At 68.2% G+C, this 19,097-nt stretch carries 16 protein-coding genes; 10 read left to right on the top strand and 6 right to left on the bottom strand.

Features of this window, described 5'->3' with window-relative positions:
* Window positions 1–35: 35 nt before the first annotated feature.
* Entirely contained in the window at window positions 36–1,190 is a 1,155-nt protein-coding gene (rodA, locus tag ACZYSP_RS25960) for a rod shape-determining protein RodA (RefSeq protein WP_093056229.1), read from the bottom strand.
* A gap of 129 nt (window positions 1,191–1,319) precedes the next feature.
* On the opposite strand from rodA, the gene ACZYSP_RS25955 reads away from it, so the two are divergent.
* Window positions 1,320–3,401 carry a carboxypeptidase regulatory-like domain-containing protein gene (locus ACZYSP_RS25955; RefSeq protein WP_489017402.1) on the top strand — a complete coding sequence of 694 codons (2,082 nt, stop codon included), beginning with the start codon at window positions 1,320–1,322 and terminating at the stop codon, window positions 3,399–3,401.
* Window positions 3,402–3,438: 37 nt separating this feature from the next.
* Here ACZYSP_RS25955 and ACZYSP_RS25950 read toward each other — a convergent pair whose 3' ends face one another.
* Together ACZYSP_RS25950 and ACZYSP_RS25945 are read right to left on the bottom strand one after the other, a co-directional pair.
* The gene (locus tag ACZYSP_RS25950) at window positions 3,439–5,289 is read right to left on the bottom strand and encodes a sensor histidine kinase (protein ID WP_354338862.1); all 1,851 of its coding nucleotides are present in this window, start codon (window positions 5,287–5,289) and stop codon (window positions 3,439–3,441) included.
* A 6-nt stretch (window positions 5,290–5,295) separates the two neighbouring features.
* Window positions 5,296–6,042, bottom strand: a complete 747-nt coding sequence (locus ACZYSP_RS25945) for a response regulator transcription factor (protein ID WP_093056233.1) — start codon at window positions 6,040–6,042, stop codon at window positions 5,296–5,298.
* Window positions 6,043–6,427: 385 nt separating this feature from the next.
* Here ACZYSP_RS25945 and ACZYSP_RS25940 point away from each other — a divergent pair, with 385 nt between their 5' ends.
* The 5 genes from ACZYSP_RS25940 to mtgA are packed head-to-tail and all read left to right on the top strand — an operon-like array spanning window position 6,428 to window position 11,658.
* Window positions 6,428–7,021 carry a YqiA/YcfP family alpha/beta fold hydrolase gene (locus ACZYSP_RS25940; RefSeq protein WP_093056235.1) on the top strand — a complete coding sequence of 198 codons (594 nt, stop codon included), beginning with the start codon at window positions 6,428–6,430 and terminating at the stop codon, window positions 7,019–7,021.
* A 47-nt stretch (window positions 7,022–7,068) separates the two neighbouring features.
* A complete protein-coding gene (locus ACZYSP_RS25935) occupies window positions 7,069–9,135 on the top strand; it encodes a ribonuclease catalytic domain-containing protein (RefSeq protein WP_489017399.1) in 2,067 nt (688 codons plus the stop codon).
* Between the two features lie 49 nt (window positions 9,136–9,184).
* Window positions 9,185–10,039, top strand: coding sequence for an energy transducer TonB (locus ACZYSP_RS25930; RefSeq protein WP_093056238.1), 855 nt, complete (start codon window positions 9,185–9,187; stop codon window positions 10,037–10,039).
* Window positions 10,040–10,069: 30 nt separating this feature from the next.
* Window positions 10,070–10,918 carry a shikimate dehydrogenase gene (aroE, locus tag ACZYSP_RS25925; protein WP_354338859.1) on the top strand — a complete coding sequence of 283 codons (849 nt, stop codon included), beginning with the start codon at window positions 10,070–10,072 and terminating at the stop codon, window positions 10,916–10,918.
* Window positions 10,915–11,658 carry a monofunctional biosynthetic peptidoglycan transglycosylase gene (mtgA, locus tag ACZYSP_RS25920; RefSeq protein WP_354338858.1) on the top strand — a complete coding sequence of 248 codons (744 nt, stop codon included), beginning with the start codon at window positions 10,915–10,917 and terminating at the stop codon, window positions 11,656–11,658. The genes aroE and mtgA overlap by 4 nt, the downstream gene beginning before the upstream one ends.
* Here the strand turns inward: mtgA and ACZYSP_RS25915 are convergent.
* A complete protein-coding gene (locus tag ACZYSP_RS25915) occupies window positions 11,624–12,043 on the bottom strand; it encodes a ribosomal maturation YjgA family protein (RefSeq protein WP_354338902.1) in 420 nt (139 codons plus the stop codon). The two genes, mtgA and ACZYSP_RS25915, sit on opposite strands and share 35 nt — an antisense overlap.
* 9 nt (window positions 12,044–12,052) lie before the next feature.
* Here ACZYSP_RS25915 and ACZYSP_RS25910 point away from each other — a divergent pair, with 9 nt between their 5' ends.
* Complete coding sequence (locus tag ACZYSP_RS25910; protein WP_354338857.1) at window positions 12,053–12,928, top strand: lysophospholipid acyltransferase family protein; 876 nt, start codon at window positions 12,053–12,055, stop codon at window positions 12,926–12,928.
* A 4-nt stretch (window positions 12,929–12,932) separates the two neighbouring features.
* Window positions 12,933–13,922, top strand: coding sequence for a phosphatidate cytidylyltransferase (locus ACZYSP_RS25905; protein WP_093078616.1), 990 nt, complete (start codon window positions 12,933–12,935; stop codon window positions 13,920–13,922).
* A gap of 6 nt (window positions 13,923–13,928) precedes the next feature.
* On the opposite strand, the gene ACZYSP_RS25900 is transcribed toward ACZYSP_RS25905, so the two are convergent.
* Window positions 13,929–15,992, bottom strand: a complete 2,064-nt coding sequence (locus tag ACZYSP_RS25900; protein ID WP_354338856.1) for a tetratricopeptide repeat protein — start codon at window positions 15,990–15,992, stop codon at window positions 13,929–13,931.
* A 150-nt stretch (window positions 15,993–16,142) separates the two neighbouring features.
* On the opposite strand from ACZYSP_RS25900, the gene ruvC reads away from it, so the two are divergent.
* Window positions 16,143–16,691 (top strand): crossover junction endodeoxyribonuclease RuvC, encoded by a 549-nt coding sequence (gene ruvC / locus ACZYSP_RS25895; protein WP_093056250.1) that lies wholly within the window; start codon window positions 16,143–16,145, stop codon window positions 16,689–16,691.
* Between the two features lie 4 nt (window positions 16,692–16,695).
* Here the strand turns inward: ruvC and glyA are convergent, their stop codons facing one another.
* Entirely contained in the window at window positions 16,696–18,018 is a 1,323-nt protein-coding gene (gene glyA, locus ACZYSP_RS25890; RefSeq protein ID WP_354338855.1) for a serine hydroxymethyltransferase, read from the bottom strand.
* A gap of 117 nt (window positions 18,019–18,135) precedes the next feature.
* Here glyA and ACZYSP_RS25885 point away from each other — a divergent pair, with 117 nt between their 5' ends.
* Complete coding sequence (locus tag ACZYSP_RS25885; protein ID WP_489017395.1) at window positions 18,136–19,095, top strand: LysR family transcriptional regulator; 960 nt, start codon at window positions 18,136–18,138, stop codon at window positions 19,093–19,095.
* Window positions 19,096–19,097 lie beyond the last annotated feature (2 nt).

Here is a 19,097-nt window from a genome sequence, read left to right as displayed (position 1 = left end):
CCCTCTTCCGCGCTGCGCCAAAGGGCACTCCGGCGCTAGTTCTGCGCCAGCTTCCTTGCCCGGGCGATCGACATCAGGATCCCCAGCCCCAGCCCCAGCGTCACCATGGCCGTGCCGCCATAGCTGATGAACGGCAGCGGCACCCCCACCACCGGCAGGATGCCGCTCACCATGCCCATGTTCACGAAGGCATAGGTGAAGAAAATCATGGTGACCGCCCCCGCCAGCAGGCGCGAGAACAAGGTCGCCGCATTGGTCGCGATCACCAGCCCCCGGAAGATCAGCAGGATGAAGGCCGAAATCAGCGCCAGGTTGCCCATCAGCCCGAATTCCTCGGAATAGGCGGCAAAGATGAAGTCGGTGGTCCGCTCGGGAATGAATTCGAGGTGCGTCTGCGTACCCTGCATGAAGCCCTTGCCGCCCACCCCGCCCGAACCGATGGCGATCATCCCCTGGATGATGTGGAAGCCCTTGCCCAGCGGGTCCTTGCTCGGGTCGAGCAGCGTGCACACGCGCTGCTTCTGGTAGTCGTGCAGCACGCGCCAGTCGACCCCGTCGGCGCACAGCCTCGACTCGAAGCCCACGATCAGCGTCACGGCCACCGCGCCAATCAGCACCGGCGGCACGATCAACTTCCACGGCAGCCCGGCAAAGAAGATCACCGCCAGCCCGGCGGCCAGCACCAGCAGCGAGGTGCCCAGGTCGGGCTGTTTCATGATGAGCCCGACCGGCACCGCCAGCAGCACCGTCGCCACCACGAAGTCGAGCGGCCGCAACTGGCCTTCTCGTCGCTGGAACCACCAGGCCAGCATCAGCGGCATCGCGATCTTCAGGATTTCGCTGGGCTGGATCACCACGCCCACGTTGATCCAGCGCTGCGCGCCCTTCTTGGTGATGCCGAACAGCGCCACCGCCACCAGCAGCGCCACGCCCATCGTGTAGAGCGGCACGGCAGCCAGCATCAGCCGCTGCGGCGGCACCTGCGCCACCACGAACATGATGAAGCCGGCCAGCAGCATGTTGCGGCCATGGTCGACGAAGCGCGAGCCATGGTCGTAGCCCGAGGAATACATGGTCAGCAGCCCGGCGAACGCGAGCAGCAGCACGGCGAAGGCCAGAAAGCCGTCGAAGCCCTGGAAGATGGGCGCAATGCGACGCGCCAGGGAGGGCTGATTGAACACGGCAGACATGAGGGCGGATTATCCGGCTTATACGAATCCCCGGCGCGTGTCCCCCCGTGGAAATCCCCATCCCCGACTGTCACGGGTCGTTCGCCCCTTGCTCTTACATTCGGGGATTCATAAAAAAGGGAGGATCGGATGGCGTCTCAACGTCTGCGCTTGTCGCTCGTGACAGGTCTTTGCATTTCGGTCGTCGCGTGCGGCGGCGGTGGCGGCGGAGGGAGCTCAGGGCTGCCCTTCGGACTGGCCGGCTCGGGTAACTCGTCCACCCCGAATTCCTCTGCTTCGACCTCGCCCACCCTGAGCGGCACGGCCGCCACCGGCGCGGCCTTCGGTGGCGCCACCGTCACGGTCCAGGATCAAAGCGGCGCGACGGTCTGCACCACCCAGACCGACGGGCAAGGCACCTACCGCTGCGCGCTGTCCGCAGCCACCAAGGCTCCCCTCGTAATCACCGCGGTGCGCGACGACCAGTCGCTTTACAGCACGCTCGCCAACAACAGCGGCACCGCCAACATCACGCCGCTGACCACGGTCATCGTCTCTCGGCTCTCGCCGGATGGTCGCCCCGCCAATCTGGCGGCGGCCATCCAGGCCGACGCCGGCACCGTGACCGACGCGCGCCTGCAACAGCAGACAGCCGCGCTCGTTGCCGCGCTGAAGCCGGTGCTGGACGCCCTCGGGCAGGCCACCTTCGATCCGATCACCGGCCAGTTCAGCGCCGACGGCACCGGGCACGACAAGGTACTCGACGCGCTGCTGGTCAGCGTGCGCCCCGACAGCGGCGCCGCCAACATCGAGATCACGGTGAAGGGTCTGCCGGCGGGCGACAGCGCTGCGCCGGCCTCCATCATCTTCCGTAGCAGCGACGCCTCCGTTCCGGCTCTGCCGCCGGGCATCACGCCGGACCAACTGGCCGGCCTTCCCCCGCCGCCCTTGCTGGCCGACCTGGTCGACCGCCTGAACGCGTGCTATCGGCTGCCGCTGTCGCAGCGCGTCACCGCGCCGAACGACACAACGGCAGTGACCGGCGGGCCGACTGATGTGATCGCACCCGCCTGCCGCGAACTCTTCGTCGGCGACGACCCTGCCGGCTACCTCCACAGCGGCTTCGGCGTGGGCCGCGACGCCAACAACCAGGGCGGCTTCACCAGCCTCTTCCGCCCAGAAAACACGGGCCGCACCTGGGACCGCGCCAACTTCGAGTTCTTCCGCCCAAACGGCGACCTGGCACTCAGCTACCGCGCAACCGACGTGGGAGACAACGTCACCTTCGGCACCGTCACCGTGCGCAAGGTGGGCAGCACGCTCAAACTCGCCGGGGACGGCCATGTCTACGCCTCCAACGTGCGCCCGGTGTTCGCTTACCGCGACATGATCAACTCCCCCGCATTCAACTCGTACACCACGGGTTACGGCATCCCGATCCGGAATCGGCAGGAAGGCGGCGCGGCAGTCTTCAGCAAGGTCATCGTGACTTCGCCGCTGAACAAGGTCCTGACCTTCATCCCGCAACCCGGCCTGTCGTTCCTCGTGGTGACCAGGCCCGACGGCACGCCGGAGCTCAACAACGGCATCAATCTGCGCGGCATCTACGAGAACCCGTCGACGCCCGGCAGCCTGGCGAGCCGGGAGCCCGGCATCGGGTTGCTCGACCCCCAATACACCGACACGCAGATCAGCCAGTTGCAGGACCAAAGCGTGTGGAAATTCGAGTTCGTGCACGCGAAGCCGGGCGTACCCAACGTGATCCAGTACGAGCGCACTCTCTCTCGCGCAGCAACGATCGGCGAGATCCGCCAGCAGCCGCTGTTCGACCTGGCGCCGCCCATGCGCACCCAGCTGGTCGCCCGCACCAATGCCAACGCTGGCCTGGTCTACCCCGCGAACAGTGCGGGTCAGCCGAACATCCTGGACATCAGCGTCACTGGCAACCAGGATGCGTGGGTCGTGCCGAGCGGCGCGCTGGCCCCCGCCGTGCTGACGGCCTACGGCTTCGCCAAGTCAGGCACCCGTTTCAACGACAACATCGCGCTGTCCTCCACGGCGCGCAAGGCGGTGATCGACTGCTCCGCCGAGACGGCCGGCGACACGCATTGCGACAGCGCTGCTGGCAAGCAGTACGCCGAAGGCACGCGGGTGCATTACCTGGCGTTCGAGGCCTACAACGCGCGCAGCCTCGGCATCACGCGCTACGTGCTGTTCTACAAGCAGTTCTGAATGAACATCCGAGGGCCCCGTATCGGGCGCGGGGTTCTCAATCGAATTCGAGTTGAACGACCGTGCGCCCAGGTCGGCTTTCAACCGTAAGCCGGGCCCCGATGGCCCCCGAACGCTCCGCCAGCGACCGCGGCCGATGCTTCACGGCGTCGAAGCCCTTGCCGTTGTCGATCACCCGCAGTTGCACCGTCGTGCCCTGCATCCCGGCCTCGAAGCGCAGCACGGTGGCCTGGGCGTGCTGCAGCACGTTGGAGATCGCCTCGAACAGCAGGAACTGCAACTGCCGCATGCCTTGCGCGCCGAGCCGCTCTACCGGCTCCACCTCGTCCACCGCCCATTCGAACTCAATGCCCGAAGACGCCAGGCGGGGTTCCAGCCGGTAGCGCGCCGCTGCCAGCAGCGCACCCACGTCGCCCGGCGGCAGGTGAATCGAATCGATCTGCAGCTTGAGCTGGTCCAGCGAATCGCGCAGCGTGCGCAGCAGGTCGCCCGAGCTGGTCTGGCCCGACTGCAGCTGCCGGATCGCCGAAGTGATGTGCGAGCCCATGCCGTCGTGCATTTCGCGCAGGATGCGTTCGCGCTCGTGGGTGCGCGCCTGGTCGCGCGCCGCGGCCTCGAGTTCGGCGTACGTGGCCGCCAGCTCGCGTTCGCGCTGGGCCACCCGCTCGGCCAGGGCCGCGACCGATCCGCGCGCCAGCACGCTCGCCGCACGAAAGCGCCGCAGCACGATCAGCAGCAGCGCCACGCCGAAGAACACCGACGAATAGCGCACCCAGGTGGTCTCGCCATAGGCATCGCTGAGGCGGATCACCAGCCAGTCGCGCACTCCGAACATCACCGTCACCAGAGCGGCGCCGGCCACCAGCAAACGCTCGGCGCTCGGTTTGCGCAGGGTGTCGACGGCGAAGGCGCTGACGAAGGCCAGGACGAACACGATCTGGACGGCAAGCCAGCCGGTGAGCCACATCGGCTCCTCGCGCTGCAGCGACAGCGCGCTGAACAGCACCGTAGCGACCACGATGCCCGCAATAGGCCAGCGCACCCACTGGTAGCGGCGGTCGCGCCCCCACCCCGCGAGGTGGTAGACGAACATCATGGAAGAGGCAGCCCAGCCCGCATAGCAGGCGGCCATCAGCACGCCCCAGGGCCCCCAGGACAGGGGAGGCTCGGCGATGACGCCGTCGGCCACCCGCACCGCCCAGCAGAACTCCGCCAGCGCGGCCCAGAAGTAGATGCCGTCGCGCCGCTGGGCGCCCTTGGCATCGGCGTCGACCTGCGTCAGCCACAGCGCCAGCGCGATGCCGCCGACGATCAGGCTGAAGGCCATCAGCAGCACCGAGCCGGTGAAGCGCCATGCATAGGCGCTCTCGAAGAGTTCGGTGCGAACCGGCGCGGCCGGCCCGATGACCACCTGCGACAGCCCCGCGCGCCGGGCGGTGTCGGCGTGCAGGCGGATCTGCAGGAGGTTGTCACCCTTTCGCAGCAGGCGCCCGGGCACCGGCACGTAGATGGGCGCCTTGGCGTAGTCGGCGTCGTTGCTGCGGTCCAGGTCGCCGTAGACCTGCAGCAGCGCGTCGTTCAACTGCACCTCGAAGACGTTGCCGACGCGCGGAATGAAGATGCCCCACGGCGTCTCGGGCTCGGCCTCGAGCGTGAACGGCAGGTCGAAGCTCGCCATGCCCGGGCGGCCGTTGTGCTGGCGGTCCCAGTGGTAGGACAGCTCGACCGGCTCGGTGCGCGTGACGCCGCCGACCGTGGTCGTCACGGTGCCCTGGCGCAGTTCGATCGGCGCCTCGGACGCGGCCGTGGCCGCGCTGGAGACTCCGGCAATACCCGCGAGGAGCATCGCCAGCCATAGCATCAGCAGCGACGCCCATTTTGGTCGCATCTGTGCTCAGCCCGGATGAGACAACAGGCCGAGCCGCGTCGCTTCGAAAACGGCCTCGCTCTTGGAATGCACAGCGAGCTTTCCGTAGAGATTCTTGATGTGGGTCTGCACGGTGTGCACGCTCAGGCCCTTGAGCCGCGCGATCTCCGCGTACGAGAAGCCACGCGCGATCAGCGTCAGCACCTCGTGTTCGCGAGCCGACAGCAGGCCGCGGTCGGATTCGTCCGCGGCTGCTTCGGGCGCCGCACCCGGCGGCGCGCCGGGAACGGCCGCCGATTGCAGGCTGCGGTACTTCGCGAGCACGCGCCGCGCGATCATGGGCGAGATCGGCGAGGCACCTGCCTTCATCTCCACGATGGTCTGCGCGATGTCCTCCGGCGCGGCGTCCTTGTGGATGTAGCCCACGGCACCCGCCTCGATGCTGGCGAGCACGTTCTCTTCGTCGCCGAAAACAGACACTACCAGCGGCTCGCAGCCGGGAAAGCGCGCCACGGCGTCGCGGATCACGTCGAGCCCGGTGCCGTCGGGCATGCCGAGATCGACCAGAAGCACGTCGGGAATGGTGGTGGTGCGGGACAGCCAGCCCAGCGCTTCCTGCACCGTCCCCGCACTGCCGAGCCAGAAAAGGCGCGGGCTGCGCTGCACGCTGGCCTCGAAAAAGGCACGCGCGCGGCTATCGTCTTCGACGACCAGCACACCCCAGCGGCGTAGCGTCGCGTCGTCCTGAGCCTCAGTGTTCATGGGCATGAGCATAAGCCCCGGCGCGCACCGGGAATCCATACACGCCTCCCCCGTTCATGGGATGCCCACGATGAAGCATCGCCGCGAAACTTTCGCCGCTTTTTTGCAGGGCATATCCCCCTTCCCATGCAAATGAAGTAACCCGAACGTAGGCCATTCATGCCGCAGTGGTCAAGGTCTTAGTACTTTTGAATTCCCAACGCACGGCACACCCCGAACCGGGGCACGCGAAATGCCGGCGCGCCTCGGGCTCTCAGTAAGCTATGGCCTTACCGAAGAACCTCGTCCGGCGGGTTTTTTGTATGTTGGAAGCGGCCTCGCGAGAACAGACCTCATGCAGAATTACCCGTTCCCGGCAAGCGAGGTGCGACGCCCGCATCTCCCGTCTTTTCCTCGCATGGATCCGCAAACCACACACCTGCTTTACCTGCACGGTTTCCGTTCTTCGCCTCGTTCGACCAAGGCCCGGATCGTCGCGGAGCGCGTGGCGCGGCAGCATCCGAATCTGCAGTGGTGGTGCCCGCAATTGCCACCGTCGCCGCACGATGCCATCGACATGGTGATGAAGGGCATCGCGCACTGGCCGCGCAAGTCGATGGCGGTGGTGGGCTCGTCGCTCGGCGGCTACTACGCCACCTACGTGGCCGGCATGACGCGTTGCCGCGCGGTGCTGCTCAACCCGGCCGTGCATCCCGCGCGCGACCTCACGCGCTACATCGGCGACCAGACCGTCTGGCACGACCCCGCCGAGCATTTCTACTTTCGTCCCGAATACATCCACGAGCTTCGCGCGATGGAAGTCGGCCCGCTCACGCGGCCCGAACGCGTGTTCGCGATCATCGCCAAGGGTGACGAGGCGCTCGACTGGCACGAAATGTCCGCGCGCTACCCCGATAGCAACATCAAGCTGCTCGAGGGCAGCGACCACGCCCTGTCGGATTTCGAAAAGGCCCACCTGGACGACGTGATGGCCTTCATCAACCCGGTCTGAGCACAGCCGGGCCGAGCGGGCCCATCCTGCATGGGACAATCCGCGCCATGTTTGTATTGTTTGAAGAAGCCGGCAAGTACCTCGGCGGCCGCGTGCTGTCGGAGGCCGAAGCATCGGCACAAGTCGAGCTCGAAACCGGCAAGCGCGTCAAGGTCAAGGGCGCCAACATCGTGCTGCGTTTCGAGAAGCCGTCGCCCGCCGATCTGATCGCCGAGGCGCGCTCGCTCGCCGCAGCCCTCGATCTCGACCTCGCCTGGGAGTTCGCGCCCGAGGGCGAATTCGCCTTTGCCGAGCTGGCCGCCGAATATTTCAGCGAAAAGCCCTCGCTCGCCCAGCAGGCGGCCGCCCTGTTCGCGCTGTTCGAGGCGCCGCACTACTTCCGCCGCGCGGGCAAGGGGCGCTTCAAGAAGGCGCCGGCCGAGATCGTGCAGCAGGCGCTGGCCGCCATCGAGAAGAAGAAGGTCATCCAGGCGCAGATCGCCGAGTGGGCCGCGCAGCTGGCCGAGGGCATTTGCCCCGCGCCCGTGCGCGAGCAGCTCTACAAGATCCTGTTCCGCCCCGACAAGAACGCCCCCGAATACAAGGCCGTGGTCGACGCCGCGCGCGCCACGCAGCGTCCGCCGCTCGACCTGCTGGAGCGCGCCGGCGCCATCGACTCGCCCTACCAGTTCCACTGGCGGCGCTTCCTGTTCGAGAACTTCCCCAAGGGCACCGGCTTCCCCGCGCTCGCGGCGCCCGCCATCGTGGACGATCTGCCCGTGGCCTCCGAGGTGCAGGCCTTCTCGATCGACGATTCGCAGACCACCGAGATCGACGATGCCCTCTCCGTGCAGGGCCTCGGCACCGGCACCGTCACCGTCGGCATCCACATCGCCGCACCAGCCCTCGCGCTCACGCCGGGCAGCGCCATCGACAACGTGGCGCGTGCGCGCATGTCGACGGTCTACATGCCGGGCTACAAGATCACGATGCTGCCCGACGAGGTGGTCAACACCTACACGCTGCTCGAAGGCGGCGACCGCCCGGCCGTGTCGCTGTACGCGCGCTTCGACGAAGCCACGCTGGAGCTGCAAGGCACCGAAACGAAGCTGGAGCGCGTGCCCATCGTGGCCAACCTGCGCCACGACCAGCTCGACACCGTCGTCACGCAGCCATGGCTCGAAGACGCGTCCTTCCAGAGCGACAACACTCCGGAAGCCGCCGCCAAACTGCGCGCCCCGCTCTCCTTCCTGTTCCACCTTGCCAAGCAGCTGAAGGCGCAGCGCGAAGTGGTGCGCGGCAAGCCCGAGAACTTCAACCGGCCCGACTACAACTTCCGCCTCGTCGGCAACGAGGGCGAGCCCACCGGCAGCGAGCAGGTGCAGATCAGCACGCGCCAGCGCGGCGCGCCGCTCGACCTGATCGTGTCCGAAGCGATGATCCTGGCCAACAGCAGCTGGGGCGGCTGGCTCGGCGAGCTGGGCGTGCCCGGGCTCTACCGCAGCCAGGCCAGCCTCGCGCCCGGCATCAAGGTACGCATGGGCACGCGCGCACTGCCGCACGCGGGCCTTGGCGTGAAGAGCTACGCCTGGAGCACCTCGCCGCTGCGCCGCTACACCGACCTCGTGAACCAGTGGCAGATCATCGCGGCCGCGCGCCACGGCAAGACCGCGGCATTGGCCGCGCCCTTCAAGCCGAAGGACGCCGACCTGTTCTCCATCCTCTCTGGCTTCGACGCGGCCTATGCCACGTACAACGCCTACCAGGGCGGCATGGAACGCTTCTGGACGCTGAAGTACCTGCAGCAGCAGGGCATCACCGAGCTCGAAGCCACCGTCATCAAAGACCTGCCGAACGGCGCGCTGGTGCGGGCCGAAACGCTGCCGCTGGTGTTCCCCGTGGCTGGCCAGCAGGAACGCGGCGCCCGCCTGCGCGTGAAGCTCGGCGAGATCGATGAGATCGCGCTCGACGTGAGCGGCACGGTGCTCGAACGCCTCGACACGCCGAAGGCCGATGCGGCCCTCGCAGACGAAAGCGATGAGGGCGACGAAGAAGAAGTGGTCGCAGGCCCGATCGCCATTGCCGTCGACCTGAGCGACAGCGAGGCTGCTGCGCCCGAAAACACACCCGCATGAACTTCGGCGGATCGTCCGAAGAAATGCGGCCCCTGGAGGAGTTTCGAGAATGAACTTCAAGGACCTCAGCACGCTGCAGATTGCACTGGGCGTGTCGGTCATTGCGCATGCCGCACTGCTCGCGGTGCGCTTCGTCGATCCCGAATCGTTCAACAAGGTCTTCAGCGACACACCGCTCGAAGTGATCCTGGTCAACAGCAAGACCAACGACAAGCCCGACCCCAGCGCCCGGCTGCGGGCCCAGACCTCGCTTGCGGGCGGCGGCGACCTCGACAAGGGCCGCGCAACCAGCCCGCTGCCGCCGTCGAGCTTCACCACCGTCGGCGATTCGTTCGAAGATGCGCAGCGCAAGGTCGACGCGATGCAGACCGAGCAGATGCAGATGCTCACCCAGCTCAAGCGCGACCTCGCCGCAATGCCCGCGCCCGACCCGCGCAACCCCGGGGACCCGACCGAGGCCACGGCGCAGGAAGAAAAGCGCCGCCAGATGATCAATCTGCTGGCCGAAATCGAGCGGCGCGTAAACGAAGAAAACGCACGCCCGAAGAAGCGCTTCCTGAGCCCCTTCACGCGCGAAGCGGCCTTCGCCACCTACGTCGATTCGCTGCGCCGCCGGGTGGAAGCGCAGGGCACTGCCAACTTTCCGACGCTCGCCGGCAAGAAGCTCTACGGCGAGCTGACGATGACCATCACGGTCAACTTCGACGGCCGCCTGCTCTCGACGGTGGTCGATGAAAGCTCGGGCATTGCGCTGCTGGACAAGCGCGCCCAGGCCATCGTTGCCAGCGTCGGCAACTTCGGCACCTTCACCGACGCGATGCGCAAGGAGCACGCCGACCAGATCGTGATCCGGCCGCACTTCCGGTTCGCGCACGACGGGTCGGTCGAACTCTCCTCGCAGTAGAAGCAGACGCAACAAAAGAAGGCAGACGCCATGGACCTGTACTGCGTCATGGGCAACCCCGTCGAGCACAGCCGCTCGCCGCGCATCCACGCACGTTTTGCCGAGCTCTGCGGCCAGCAGATGGACTACGGCCGGCGGCTGATTCCGCTCGGCGCGTTTGCCGAAGGCATCGCGGCCTTTCGCAGCGAAGCCGCCGAACGCGGCGACACCGCGCGCGGCTGCAACATCACCGTGCCCTTCAAGTTCGAAGCCGCTGCGCTCGCGCAGCACACCAGCGAACGCGCCCTGCTCGCGCAGGCGGTCAACACGCTGCGCTTCGACGCCGACGGCAGCATCCATGCGGACAACACCGACGGCATCGGCCTGGTCAACGACATCGTTCGCAACGCGGCCGTGCCGCTACAAGGCAAGGCGCTGCTGCTGATCGGCGCAGGCGGTGCGGCGGCCGGCGTGCTCGGACCGCTGCTCGACGCGGGCGCTTCGCGCGTCGTGGTGGCCAATCGCACCGTGGGCAAGGCCGTCGAGCTGGTTCGCCGCCATGCGGCCATTGCGCTGCGCCACGGCGCATCGCTCGAAGCCTGGGCGCTCGACGAAGTGCCGGGCGCCTTCGACGTGGTGGTCAACGCCACCGCCTCCAGTCTCGCGGGCGATGCAGTGCCTGTGAAGGCCAGCGTGCTGCGCGCCGGCGGACTCGCGGTCGACATGATGTACGGCCCTGCGGCGGCGGGCTTCATGGCCTGGGCCGAGGCGCATGGCGCGGTCGCGCGCGACGGGCTCGGCATGCTGGTCGAGCAGGCTGCCGAGTCCTTCGAGATCTGGCGCAGCGTGCGGCCTCCTTCCGCGCAAGTGCTGGCTGAAGTTCGAGCCGAGCTGAAATGAAGGCAGTGCTGCGCCTGATCGCCTGCCTCGTGGTGGCGGGCGTGGCACTCGAGTTGTTCTTCGTGGTGCGCATCGCGGCGATGACCGTGCTCGATCCCCAGAGCACCGCGTTCCAGCGCTCCGAGGCTTTTCAGATCGCCATCCACCAAGGCCGCGGAGCCGGCTGGCGGCAGGAGTGGGTGCCCTATGCGCAGATCAACGACACGCTCAAGCGCGCCGTCATCGCGAGCGAAGACGCCGGCTTCGTCGACCACAACGGCGTGGAGTGGGAAGCCATCGAGCGCGCCCGCCAGCGCAACGCCAGGGCCGAAGAACTCGCCGCCAAGCGCGCAGCGCGCGCGGTGGCACGCGGCAAGCCGGTACAGCCGGTGCGCCTGCGCGGCGGCTCGACCATCACGCAGCAGCTTGCGAAGAACCTGCTGCTGTCCGGCGAGCGCACCTTGCTGCGCAAGGGCCAGGAGCTGGTGCTTGCCACGCTGCTCGAAGTGCTGCTCGACAAGCGGCGCATCCTAGAGATCTATCTCAACAACGTCGAGTGGGGCGAAGGCGTGTTCGGTGCCGAGGCGGCCTCGCAGTACTACTTCCGCAAGCCGGCCTCGCGCCTGAGCACCAACGAGGCCGCGCGCCTCGCGGTGATGCTGCCGAGTCCCAAGTTCTTCGAGCGCCGGATCGGCTCGCCCTACCTGAGCGGGCGGGCGTCGACGGTCATGGCGCGGATGCCTGCGGCCGAGCTGCCCTGACGACCGCATCGCGCAGGCTCTCGATGGCCAGCACGGCAGCAAAGCCGATCACGTAGGCCAGCACGTCCCACCAGTCGGCCGTGCTGCCGAGCACGATGCGCAAGGCACGGTTCGGAATATGCAGCTGCCACGCCGCCGCAAGGTACTGCCCGAGCTCGACCGCGAGGCCCACGCCCAGCGCAGCCAACGCCAACGGCAGCACGCGCGCGCCAATCACCGTCCTGAAGACGAAGTAGACCCACACCACGGCCAGCACGTCGCCGAAGAAGCTGCGCAGCCAGCCCCAGCGCGCGCCGACGGTGGCCAGCAGCACGAGAACGAGAAACAGGGCCACCGCCCACACGAGTGAAAGAGGATCGAAACGCCATCGCATGGCCCGTATCATCGCGCCCATATGCTGGCAAAGCTCACGGGTTGGTTGTTGTTGGGAATCGTCCGGTTGCTCACTGGCGCACAGGCGCGCTGGTATGGCTGTCCGCCGAAAGCCGAGCAGCGCATCTATTTCGCCAATCACCAGAGCCACGCCGACCTCGTGATGATCTGGGCGGCGCTGCCCGAAGAGTTGCGCAGCATCACGCGGCCCATCGCGGCGCGTGACTACTGGGCCAACACGCCGGTCAAGCGCTGGATCACGACGGAGGTGTTCAACGCGGTGTACGTGGAGCGACAGGCGACGCCCCCTGCCGCAGCGGCGGCACCTCCCGTACCCGCACCTGTGGTGGCCGAAGCCCCGCCACCGCAACGCCCGCCGATGCCTGCCGAGCGCATCGAGCCCTCGATGGAGCCGCTGCTGCCCTTGACGCCGCCGGTACCGCCCGCAGAGACCGCGCCCGAAGCACAGGGCCGGCTCGACCTTCCCGAGCCGCTCGCTCCGCCGCCTCCTCCTCCAGAGCCGCCACCGCCCGCGGCGCCCGAAGAAGTCCCGGTCGCTGCACCGGCCCCAGCCGTCGATCCACTCGCACCCCTCGTCGAAGCGCTGCGAAGCGGCGACTCCATCATCATCTTCCCCGAAGGCACGCGCGGCCACACGGGCGAGCCGCAGAAGTTCAAGTCGGGCCTCTACACGCTCGCCACCATGTTCCCCGACGTGGTGCTGGTGCCGGCATGGATCGACAACGTGCAGCGCGTGATGCCCAAAGGCGAGATCGTGCCGGTGCCCATCCTCTGCTCCGTCACCTTCGGCGCGCCGATCCGCGTCGAAGAAGACGAAGAACGCCGGCCCTTCCTCGACCGGGCGCGCGCCGCGGTGATCGCCTTGCGCGACGTCTGACGACATGAACCAGTTCCTGCGCAACCTCACCCCGACCCAGCAAGTCGCGGCGCTCTTCCTCATCATCTTCGGCGTGCTCGTGATCGTGAGCACCACCGCCTTCTTCCTGAGCTTCAGGGAAAAGCGCAACCCCGTGCACGACGCCACCTGGCAGGCCGAGCTCGCGCACTTCCGCGCACTGCTGGGCACCACCTGGTTCATGGTCATCATTTTCTGGATCGGCTGGGCACTGGGCGAAACCGTGGCCACCGTGCTGTTCGCGCTGATCTCCTTCTTCGCGCTGCGCGAGTTCATCACGCTCTCGCCCACGCGGCGCGGCGACCACCGCAGCCTGATCCTCGCCTTCTTCGTGGTGCTGCCGATCCAGTTCTGGCTGGTGGCCACGGCGCGCTTCGACCTGTTCACCGTGTTCATCCCGGTCTACGTTTTCCTCGCGATACCGGTGGCGAGCGCGCTGGCCAACGACCCGAGCCACTTCCTGGAGCGCAACGCCAAGCTGCAGTGGGGCATCATGGTCTGCGTCTACGGCATGAGCCACGTGCCGGCGCTGCTGCTGCTGAGCTTTCCGGGCTACGAGGGCAAGAGCGCGTTCCTCGTGTTCTTCCTGGTGTTCGTGGTGCAGACCTCGGTGCTGGTGCAGCACCTGATATCGCGCCGCACACAGCGTGCGCCCTTCGCGCCCAACGTGAGCCGCAGCTTCAACTGGACCAGCTGGGGCATCGGCATCGTGGTGGCGAGCCTGGTGGGCGCGCTGTTCTCGTTCATCACGCCGTTCAAGTTCGGGCAGGCGCTCGCGGTGTCGGTCATTGCCTGCATCGCGGGGTCGATGGGGCACCTGGTGATGAAGGCGCTGAAGCGCGACCGGGGCATTCCGAACTGGGGGCAGAAGGGCGTCGGCGTGACCGGTGCGAACGGTCTGCTGGACCGCGTCGATGCCCTGTGCTTCGCCGCCCCAATCTTCTTTCACTCCATCCGCTGGTACTTCAACGCCTGAGCCTCATCAGGCCTTGCGGCGCACCACGCGGTCGAAGGCCTGCTTCGCCGCGCGTCCGAAGGCCTTGGCCTTCAGCGCCTGCAGCTCGCGCGTCAGCCGAGTGCGCTGCTCGGCCGACAACGCCGTGCCGAAACGACCCAGCGCGGCTTCGAGCGCCGCGCGCTGCGCCTCCACACGACCTTGCCGGCCCTCGGCCTCGGCCAGCCATTCGCAGGCATTGGCGACGCGTTCGCGCAGCGCGGCATCGCCTGTATCGCCGAAGCGCGCAATGAGCGCGCGATACGCCTTGGCCTGCCCCACGGGATCGCCGAGCTTGTCGAGCGCCTTGGCCTTGTTGATCATCGACTTGGCGGCCCACAGCTGCAGCGTGCCTTCCCTCGCGCCGGTGGTGCGCGCGACGGCTTCGTCGTAGCAGGCCACGGCCGCCTTGAGCTGGCCGGTCTGGCGCAGCGTGGCGCCCTTGCGAAACAGCGCGCCGACCACGCGCCCGCGCAGGTCCGGCAGCTCGGAGTTGCCCCAGCGCGCGACGATCTCGTCGTGCACCCGCATCTCGTCGTCGTGCAGGCCGAGGCGGTCGAGCGCGGTGCTCTTGTACTGCAGGCACAGCGCGACTGTCTCCTGCATCTCCGTCGATGGGTCGGCGCCGTAGCGCGCGTCCATCGCGTCTGCGGCGGCTATCACTTCGGCAAAGCGGTCCAGCGCGACCAGGCAGAAGGCCTTGTGGACGAGCGCCCGCGCGCACTGGCGGCGCAGCTCGGGATGGGGCGATGCGGAATACGCGGCCAGCACTTCGTCGAACAGTGCGATGGCCTCGCGCGACTCGCCCGCATCGCCGTGCTTGCGGCCCTGTTTGACCTTGTCGCGCACCTCGTCGCGCAGCTCGGGCGGCAGCTCCGTATCGGCCTTGCGCAGTCGCTTCAGGCAAGCCTGGCGGCCAGCGTTGGCCTTGGACAGGGTGTCCTGCAGCTCGGGCGTGGGCGTGTCCTTCAGCTGCTTCGCGAGTTGCTCGTACACCGCGAGCGCTTCCTCGGGCCGGTTGAGCCGTTCGAGCAGCACGAAGCCCTTGTTGAGCAGCGCGCTCGCCACGGTGCGCTGCACTGCGGCGTCGTTGTCGGCGCCGAAGGTGGCGAGCAGCCGCTCGCAGGCGGCCAGCGCGACCCCTCCGTCGTCCTGCTCGCGCAACCCCACCGACCAGTCGTAGGCACGGCGCACGGCCATGCGGCGCACCTGCGACGACTCGTCGCGACCGTAGCGGTCGAGCAGCCAGCCGACCAGCTCGGCGCGGTTCGCGTGCTCGTCGATGCCGAAGCCGTCGAAGAACAGCGTCAGCGCCCGCACGCCTTCGATGCGCAGCTCGGGCGCCGCGTCGGCAAGGCCGGCCTCGATCTGGTCGGCCACGGCCAGGCACATCACCTGGGCCTGCGCGTGCTGCGCCAGTTCGCGCAGGTTCAGCACCGAGGCCAGGCGCGCACGCGCCACGCGCAGCACCACGCCGGGGTCGGTGCTGCCGTCGAAGCGCTCGATCACTGCTTCCAGCGTGGCGAGCGCGTCTTGCGGCAGGCCGCGATGGTGTTCGATCTCGGCCTTGAGCAGCCGGGCCTCCACGCGCCACGCGTCGAGCGCGGCATCGGGCTGGCTGTCGAGCAGATCGCTCATGGCATCGCAGGCTTCGCAGCGCGCCTCGGGCTCGTCGATCCACCAGGTGCGCTGATACAGCGCATGGGCGATGTGCTCGCGGATCGCGGGCTCGCTGCGCTGGCCGTGCGCGGCGATCAGGCGGTCGAGGGTGGCGAGCGCGTCGGCGGGGCGATGCATCTGGCGCAGCATGTGCGCCAGCAGGCGCAGCGCCTGGCAGCAGGGCACGACCACGCCGACGTCGGGCCGGGCTGCGTACTCGTCGAGCAGACGGGTACAGGCGGCCAATGCCTCGTTGCGGCGGCCCAGGTCGTTGAGCAGTTCGATGCGGCGGAAGCTCGCGGCCGCGCGTTCGGCGGGGTGCTGCTGCAGGCGTTCGATCAAGGCTTGCGCCTCGTCCAGTTGCCGCTGCGCTGAGGACTCGACTACATTCACATTCGCTTCCTTGTGTGGCGCGCCCTGCGGAAAGCGGGGCAGACTGTACGAATCGGCACGGATTCTGCCCGCGATAGCGCTGCTTTCGAGCGATAGTTCGGTCCCTTCTCTCTCCTCTTTGCACTGGCGTAAGCCTTTTCGCTTCCTTTCATGCGCATTCTTGGCATCGACCCCGGCTTGCAGACCACCGGCTTCGGCGTGGTCGACGCGGACGGCCATGCGCTGCGCTACGTGGCCAGCGGCACCATCAGCACCCGGCACCTGGGCACCGGCAATCTGCCGGCGCGCCTGAAGGTGCTGTTCGACGGCATCGCGGAGATCACCGCGCGCTACCAGCCCGATGCGTCGGCGGTCGAAATCATCTTCGTCAACGTCAACCCGCAGTCGACACTGCTGCTGGGACAGGCGCGCGGCGCCTGCGTGACCGCGCTGGTGAGCAACAACCTCTCGGTGGCCGAGTACACCGCGCTGCAGATGAAGAAGGCGGTGGCCGGCCACGGCCAGGCCGCCAAGGCACAGGTGCAGGAGATGGTGCGGCGGCTGCTCGAGTTGCCAGGCTTGCCGGGCGCCGACGCGGCGGATGCGCTGGGCATTGCCATCACGCATGCGCAGGTGGGGCGGTCGATGGCACGACTCGCGGAAGCGGCCGAGCTGTCGAAGACGCATGCCGGCACCTACCGGCAAGGGCGCTCGCGCTGATAACTCAGCGCACGATGTAGCGCAGCTCGCCGAGGCGCTTGCGGCGCTCTCGCACTTCAGCGGCGACGGCGGCGGCATCGCCTGCCAGAGCCCGCGCGATCCAATCGGCCAGCTGCGGCATGTCGTCTGGCGTGAAGCCCAGGCGCACGATCTCCGGCACGCCAAGCCGCAGGCCGTTGATGTCGCCGTCCACGGGTGCGATCGGCAGGCCGATGCCGCAGGCCAGCAGACCGCCCTGCGCGAGCTTCTTCGCCGCATGCTGCCCGCCACCCCAGCGCGCCGCTTCGACCGCGAGCTGATGCGACTGCGTGAAGCCGCGCGCCTTCGCGAACACGGGCAGGCCTTGCGCATCGAGCGCACGCGCCAGGGCCTGCGCGGTCTCGCGCATCGCGGCCGCATAGGCAACGCCATGCACCTTCCAGTCGAGCAGCCCGCGAGCCAGCGCGGCGGTGCGGCCTGCATCCGAGTTGGCCGTGAGGCCGGGGTAGGCGATGGCGTCGATGCGCTCCATCAGCGCCGCGTCGTTCGACACGATCAGCCCGCCCGCCGGGCCGCCCAGGCTCTTGTAGGTGCTCATGGTGATCGCATGCGCCCCCTGCTCGAGCGGCTGCGGCCACGCCTTGCCGGCCACCATGCCCGAGAGGTGAGCGGCATCGAACAGCAGCTTCGCGCCCACGCTGTCGGCAATCTCGCGGATCGCAGGCACCGGGTGCGGGAACAGGTTCAGGCTGCCGCCGATGGTGATGAGCTTGGGCTTCACCTCGCGCGCCAGCTTTGCCAGCGCAACCACATCGACCGTGTAGCCGTCGGCATCCACCGGCGCGGAGACAGGCTTCAGGCCATAGAGCCCGGCCGCGCCCGCCGCATGGTGCGTGACGTGGCCACCGATGCTGGGCGGCGGCACGATGATCGTGTCGCCGGGCTGGCAGGTCGCCATGAACACGTAGAGATTCGACAGCGCGCCGGAGCTCACGCGCACTTCGGCGAACTTCGCGCCGAACACCTCGGCTGCAAGCTCGGTCGCGACGACCTCGATGCGCTCGATGGCTTCCAGCCCCATCTCGTACTTGTCGCCGGGATAGCCGAGCGACGGACGCGAGCCGAGCCCGCGCGACAGCAGCGCTTCGGCGGCCGGGTTCATCACGTTGGTGGCGGGGTTGAGGTTCAGGCCCTCGACATCGTGGATGCGGTGGTTGTCGGCCACCAGCCGTTCGATCTCGGCGGCGACGCCCGCCGCATCGCGCGCAGCGGCATCGGCGGCAATGGAGAGCACGTGGTCTTCGCTGGCGGCGGGAACCCAGGGGCGGCGTTGCAGGGCGGCTGGCATGCGGTGGATCTCGCTGGAAGTGGTGAATGGCCGCATCGTCGCCTGCCGCCGCCGGTCGGGCAAACCGGATAATCTGGGCCTGGGCCCTAGAAAAACTTGGCCTGAAGGATTGCTCCGATGCCGCTCGCACCGCCCCGCCCCCGCCTGCCGCCGCACACGGCCGTGCGCGCCTTCGAGGCAGCTGCGCGCCACGGCAGCTTCGCGCGCGCAGCCGAAGAACTCTTCGTCACGCCGGCCGCCGTCGCACAGCAGATCAAGACGCTGGAGACATGGGCCGGCGGCGCGCTGTTCGAGCGGCACAGCCAGGGTATTCGCCTCAGCGCGCACGGGCGGCGCGCGCTGCCGGCGCTCAGCGCTGCCGTCGACCAGCTCGGCCTCGCAGTACAGGCGCTGCGCCACGAGACGCAGACCGCAGCGCGCCGCAGCACGCTGCAGGTGGCTGCCTTGCCAGCCGTGGCGCAGCTATGGCTGTCGCCCCGGCTCTCCCGGCTGAAGGCCGCACTGCCCGGCGTGCAGGTGTCCGTCACCGCGTTGGAGCAGCCGCCGAACTTCCGCCGCGAGCCTTTCGATCTCGGGTTGTTCTATGCGCGGGCCGGTGAGCACATCGAGGCTGCTGTCGGCGCGCAGGCGATTCCGCTCGTGCGCGACCGGCTGCTGCCGGTGTGCAGCCCGCGCCTGCAGCAGCCGTTGCCCAGCGGGCGTCCTCGCTCGCTCGATGACCTGGCGGATCTGCTCGCGCGCTGCGGCGGTTTGCACGACACCGTGTGGCGCGACGATTGGCCGCGTTGGCTGCAGGCTGTTCGCCCCGGCTTCACAGCAGTCGAAGCCGAAGCGATGGCCGCCGGGCCGGACTTCTCGCTCTACAGCCTCGCGCTGCAGGCCGCGCTCGATGGCGAAGGAGTGTTGATGGGCCGTGAGCGGCTCGTTGCGCCATTGCTTGCGCAAGGCAAGCTGCATGCGCCTTGGGGACGGCCGAAGGCGGTGGGAGACACGGTCATGCTGCTGGTGCCTGCGCACCGCAAGGGGCCGCTGCTCGCACAGCAAGTGCAGGCCCTGCAGGCACTCGCCGCAGCCTGAGC

The organism is Variovorax sp. F042 (genome assembly GCF_057814215.1).
Note: the sequence above shows the minus strand (reverse complement) of the source record. Positions and strands in the feature narration are given on the sequence as shown.

Coding starts and splice junctions, on each gene's coding strand:
- rodA (WP_093056229.1), bottom strand. CDS start 1,190: ATGTCTGCCGTGTTCAATCAGCCCTCCCTGGCGCGTCGCATTGCGCCC.
- ACZYSP_RS25955 (WP_489017402.1), top strand. CDS start 1,320: ATGGCGTCTCAACGTCTGCGCTTGTCGCTCGTGACAGGTCTTTGCATT.
- ACZYSP_RS25950 (WP_354338862.1), bottom strand. CDS start 5,289: ATGCGACCAAAATGGGCGTCGCTGCTGATGCTATGGCTGGCGATGCTC.
- ACZYSP_RS25945 (WP_093056233.1), bottom strand. CDS start 6,042: ATGCTCATGCCCATGAACACTGAGGCTCAGGACGACGCGACGCTACGC.
- ACZYSP_RS25940 (WP_093056235.1), top strand. CDS start 6,428: ATGGATCCGCAAACCACACACCTGCTTTACCTGCACGGTTTCCGTTCT.
- ACZYSP_RS25935 (WP_489017399.1), top strand. CDS start 7,069: ATGTTTGTATTGTTTGAAGAAGCCGGCAAGTACCTCGGCGGCCGCGTG.
- ACZYSP_RS25930 (WP_093056238.1), top strand. CDS start 9,185: ATGAACTTCAAGGACCTCAGCACGCTGCAGATTGCACTGGGCGTGTCG.
- aroE (WP_354338859.1), top strand. CDS start 10,070: ATGGACCTGTACTGCGTCATGGGCAACCCCGTCGAGCACAGCCGCTCG.
- mtgA (WP_354338858.1), top strand. CDS start 10,915: ATGAAGGCAGTGCTGCGCCTGATCGCCTGCCTCGTGGTGGCGGGCGTG.
- ACZYSP_RS25915 (WP_354338902.1), bottom strand. CDS start 12,043: ATGATACGGGCCATGCGATGGCGTTTCGATCCTCTTTCACTCGTGTGG.
- ACZYSP_RS25910 (WP_354338857.1), top strand. CDS start 12,053: ATGCTGGCAAAGCTCACGGGTTGGTTGTTGTTGGGAATCGTCCGGTTG.
- ACZYSP_RS25905 (WP_093078616.1), top strand. CDS start 12,933: ATGAACCAGTTCCTGCGCAACCTCACCCCGACCCAGCAAGTCGCGGCG.
- ruvC (WP_093056250.1), top strand. CDS start 16,143: ATGCGCATTCTTGGCATCGACCCCGGCTTGCAGACCACCGGCTTCGGC.
- glyA (WP_354338855.1), bottom strand. CDS start 18,018: ATGCCAGCCGCCCTGCAACGCCGCCCCTGGGTTCCCGCCGCCAGCGAA.
- ACZYSP_RS25885 (WP_489017395.1), top strand. CDS start 18,136: ATGCCGCTCGCACCGCCCCGCCCCCGCCTGCCGCCGCACACGGCCGTG.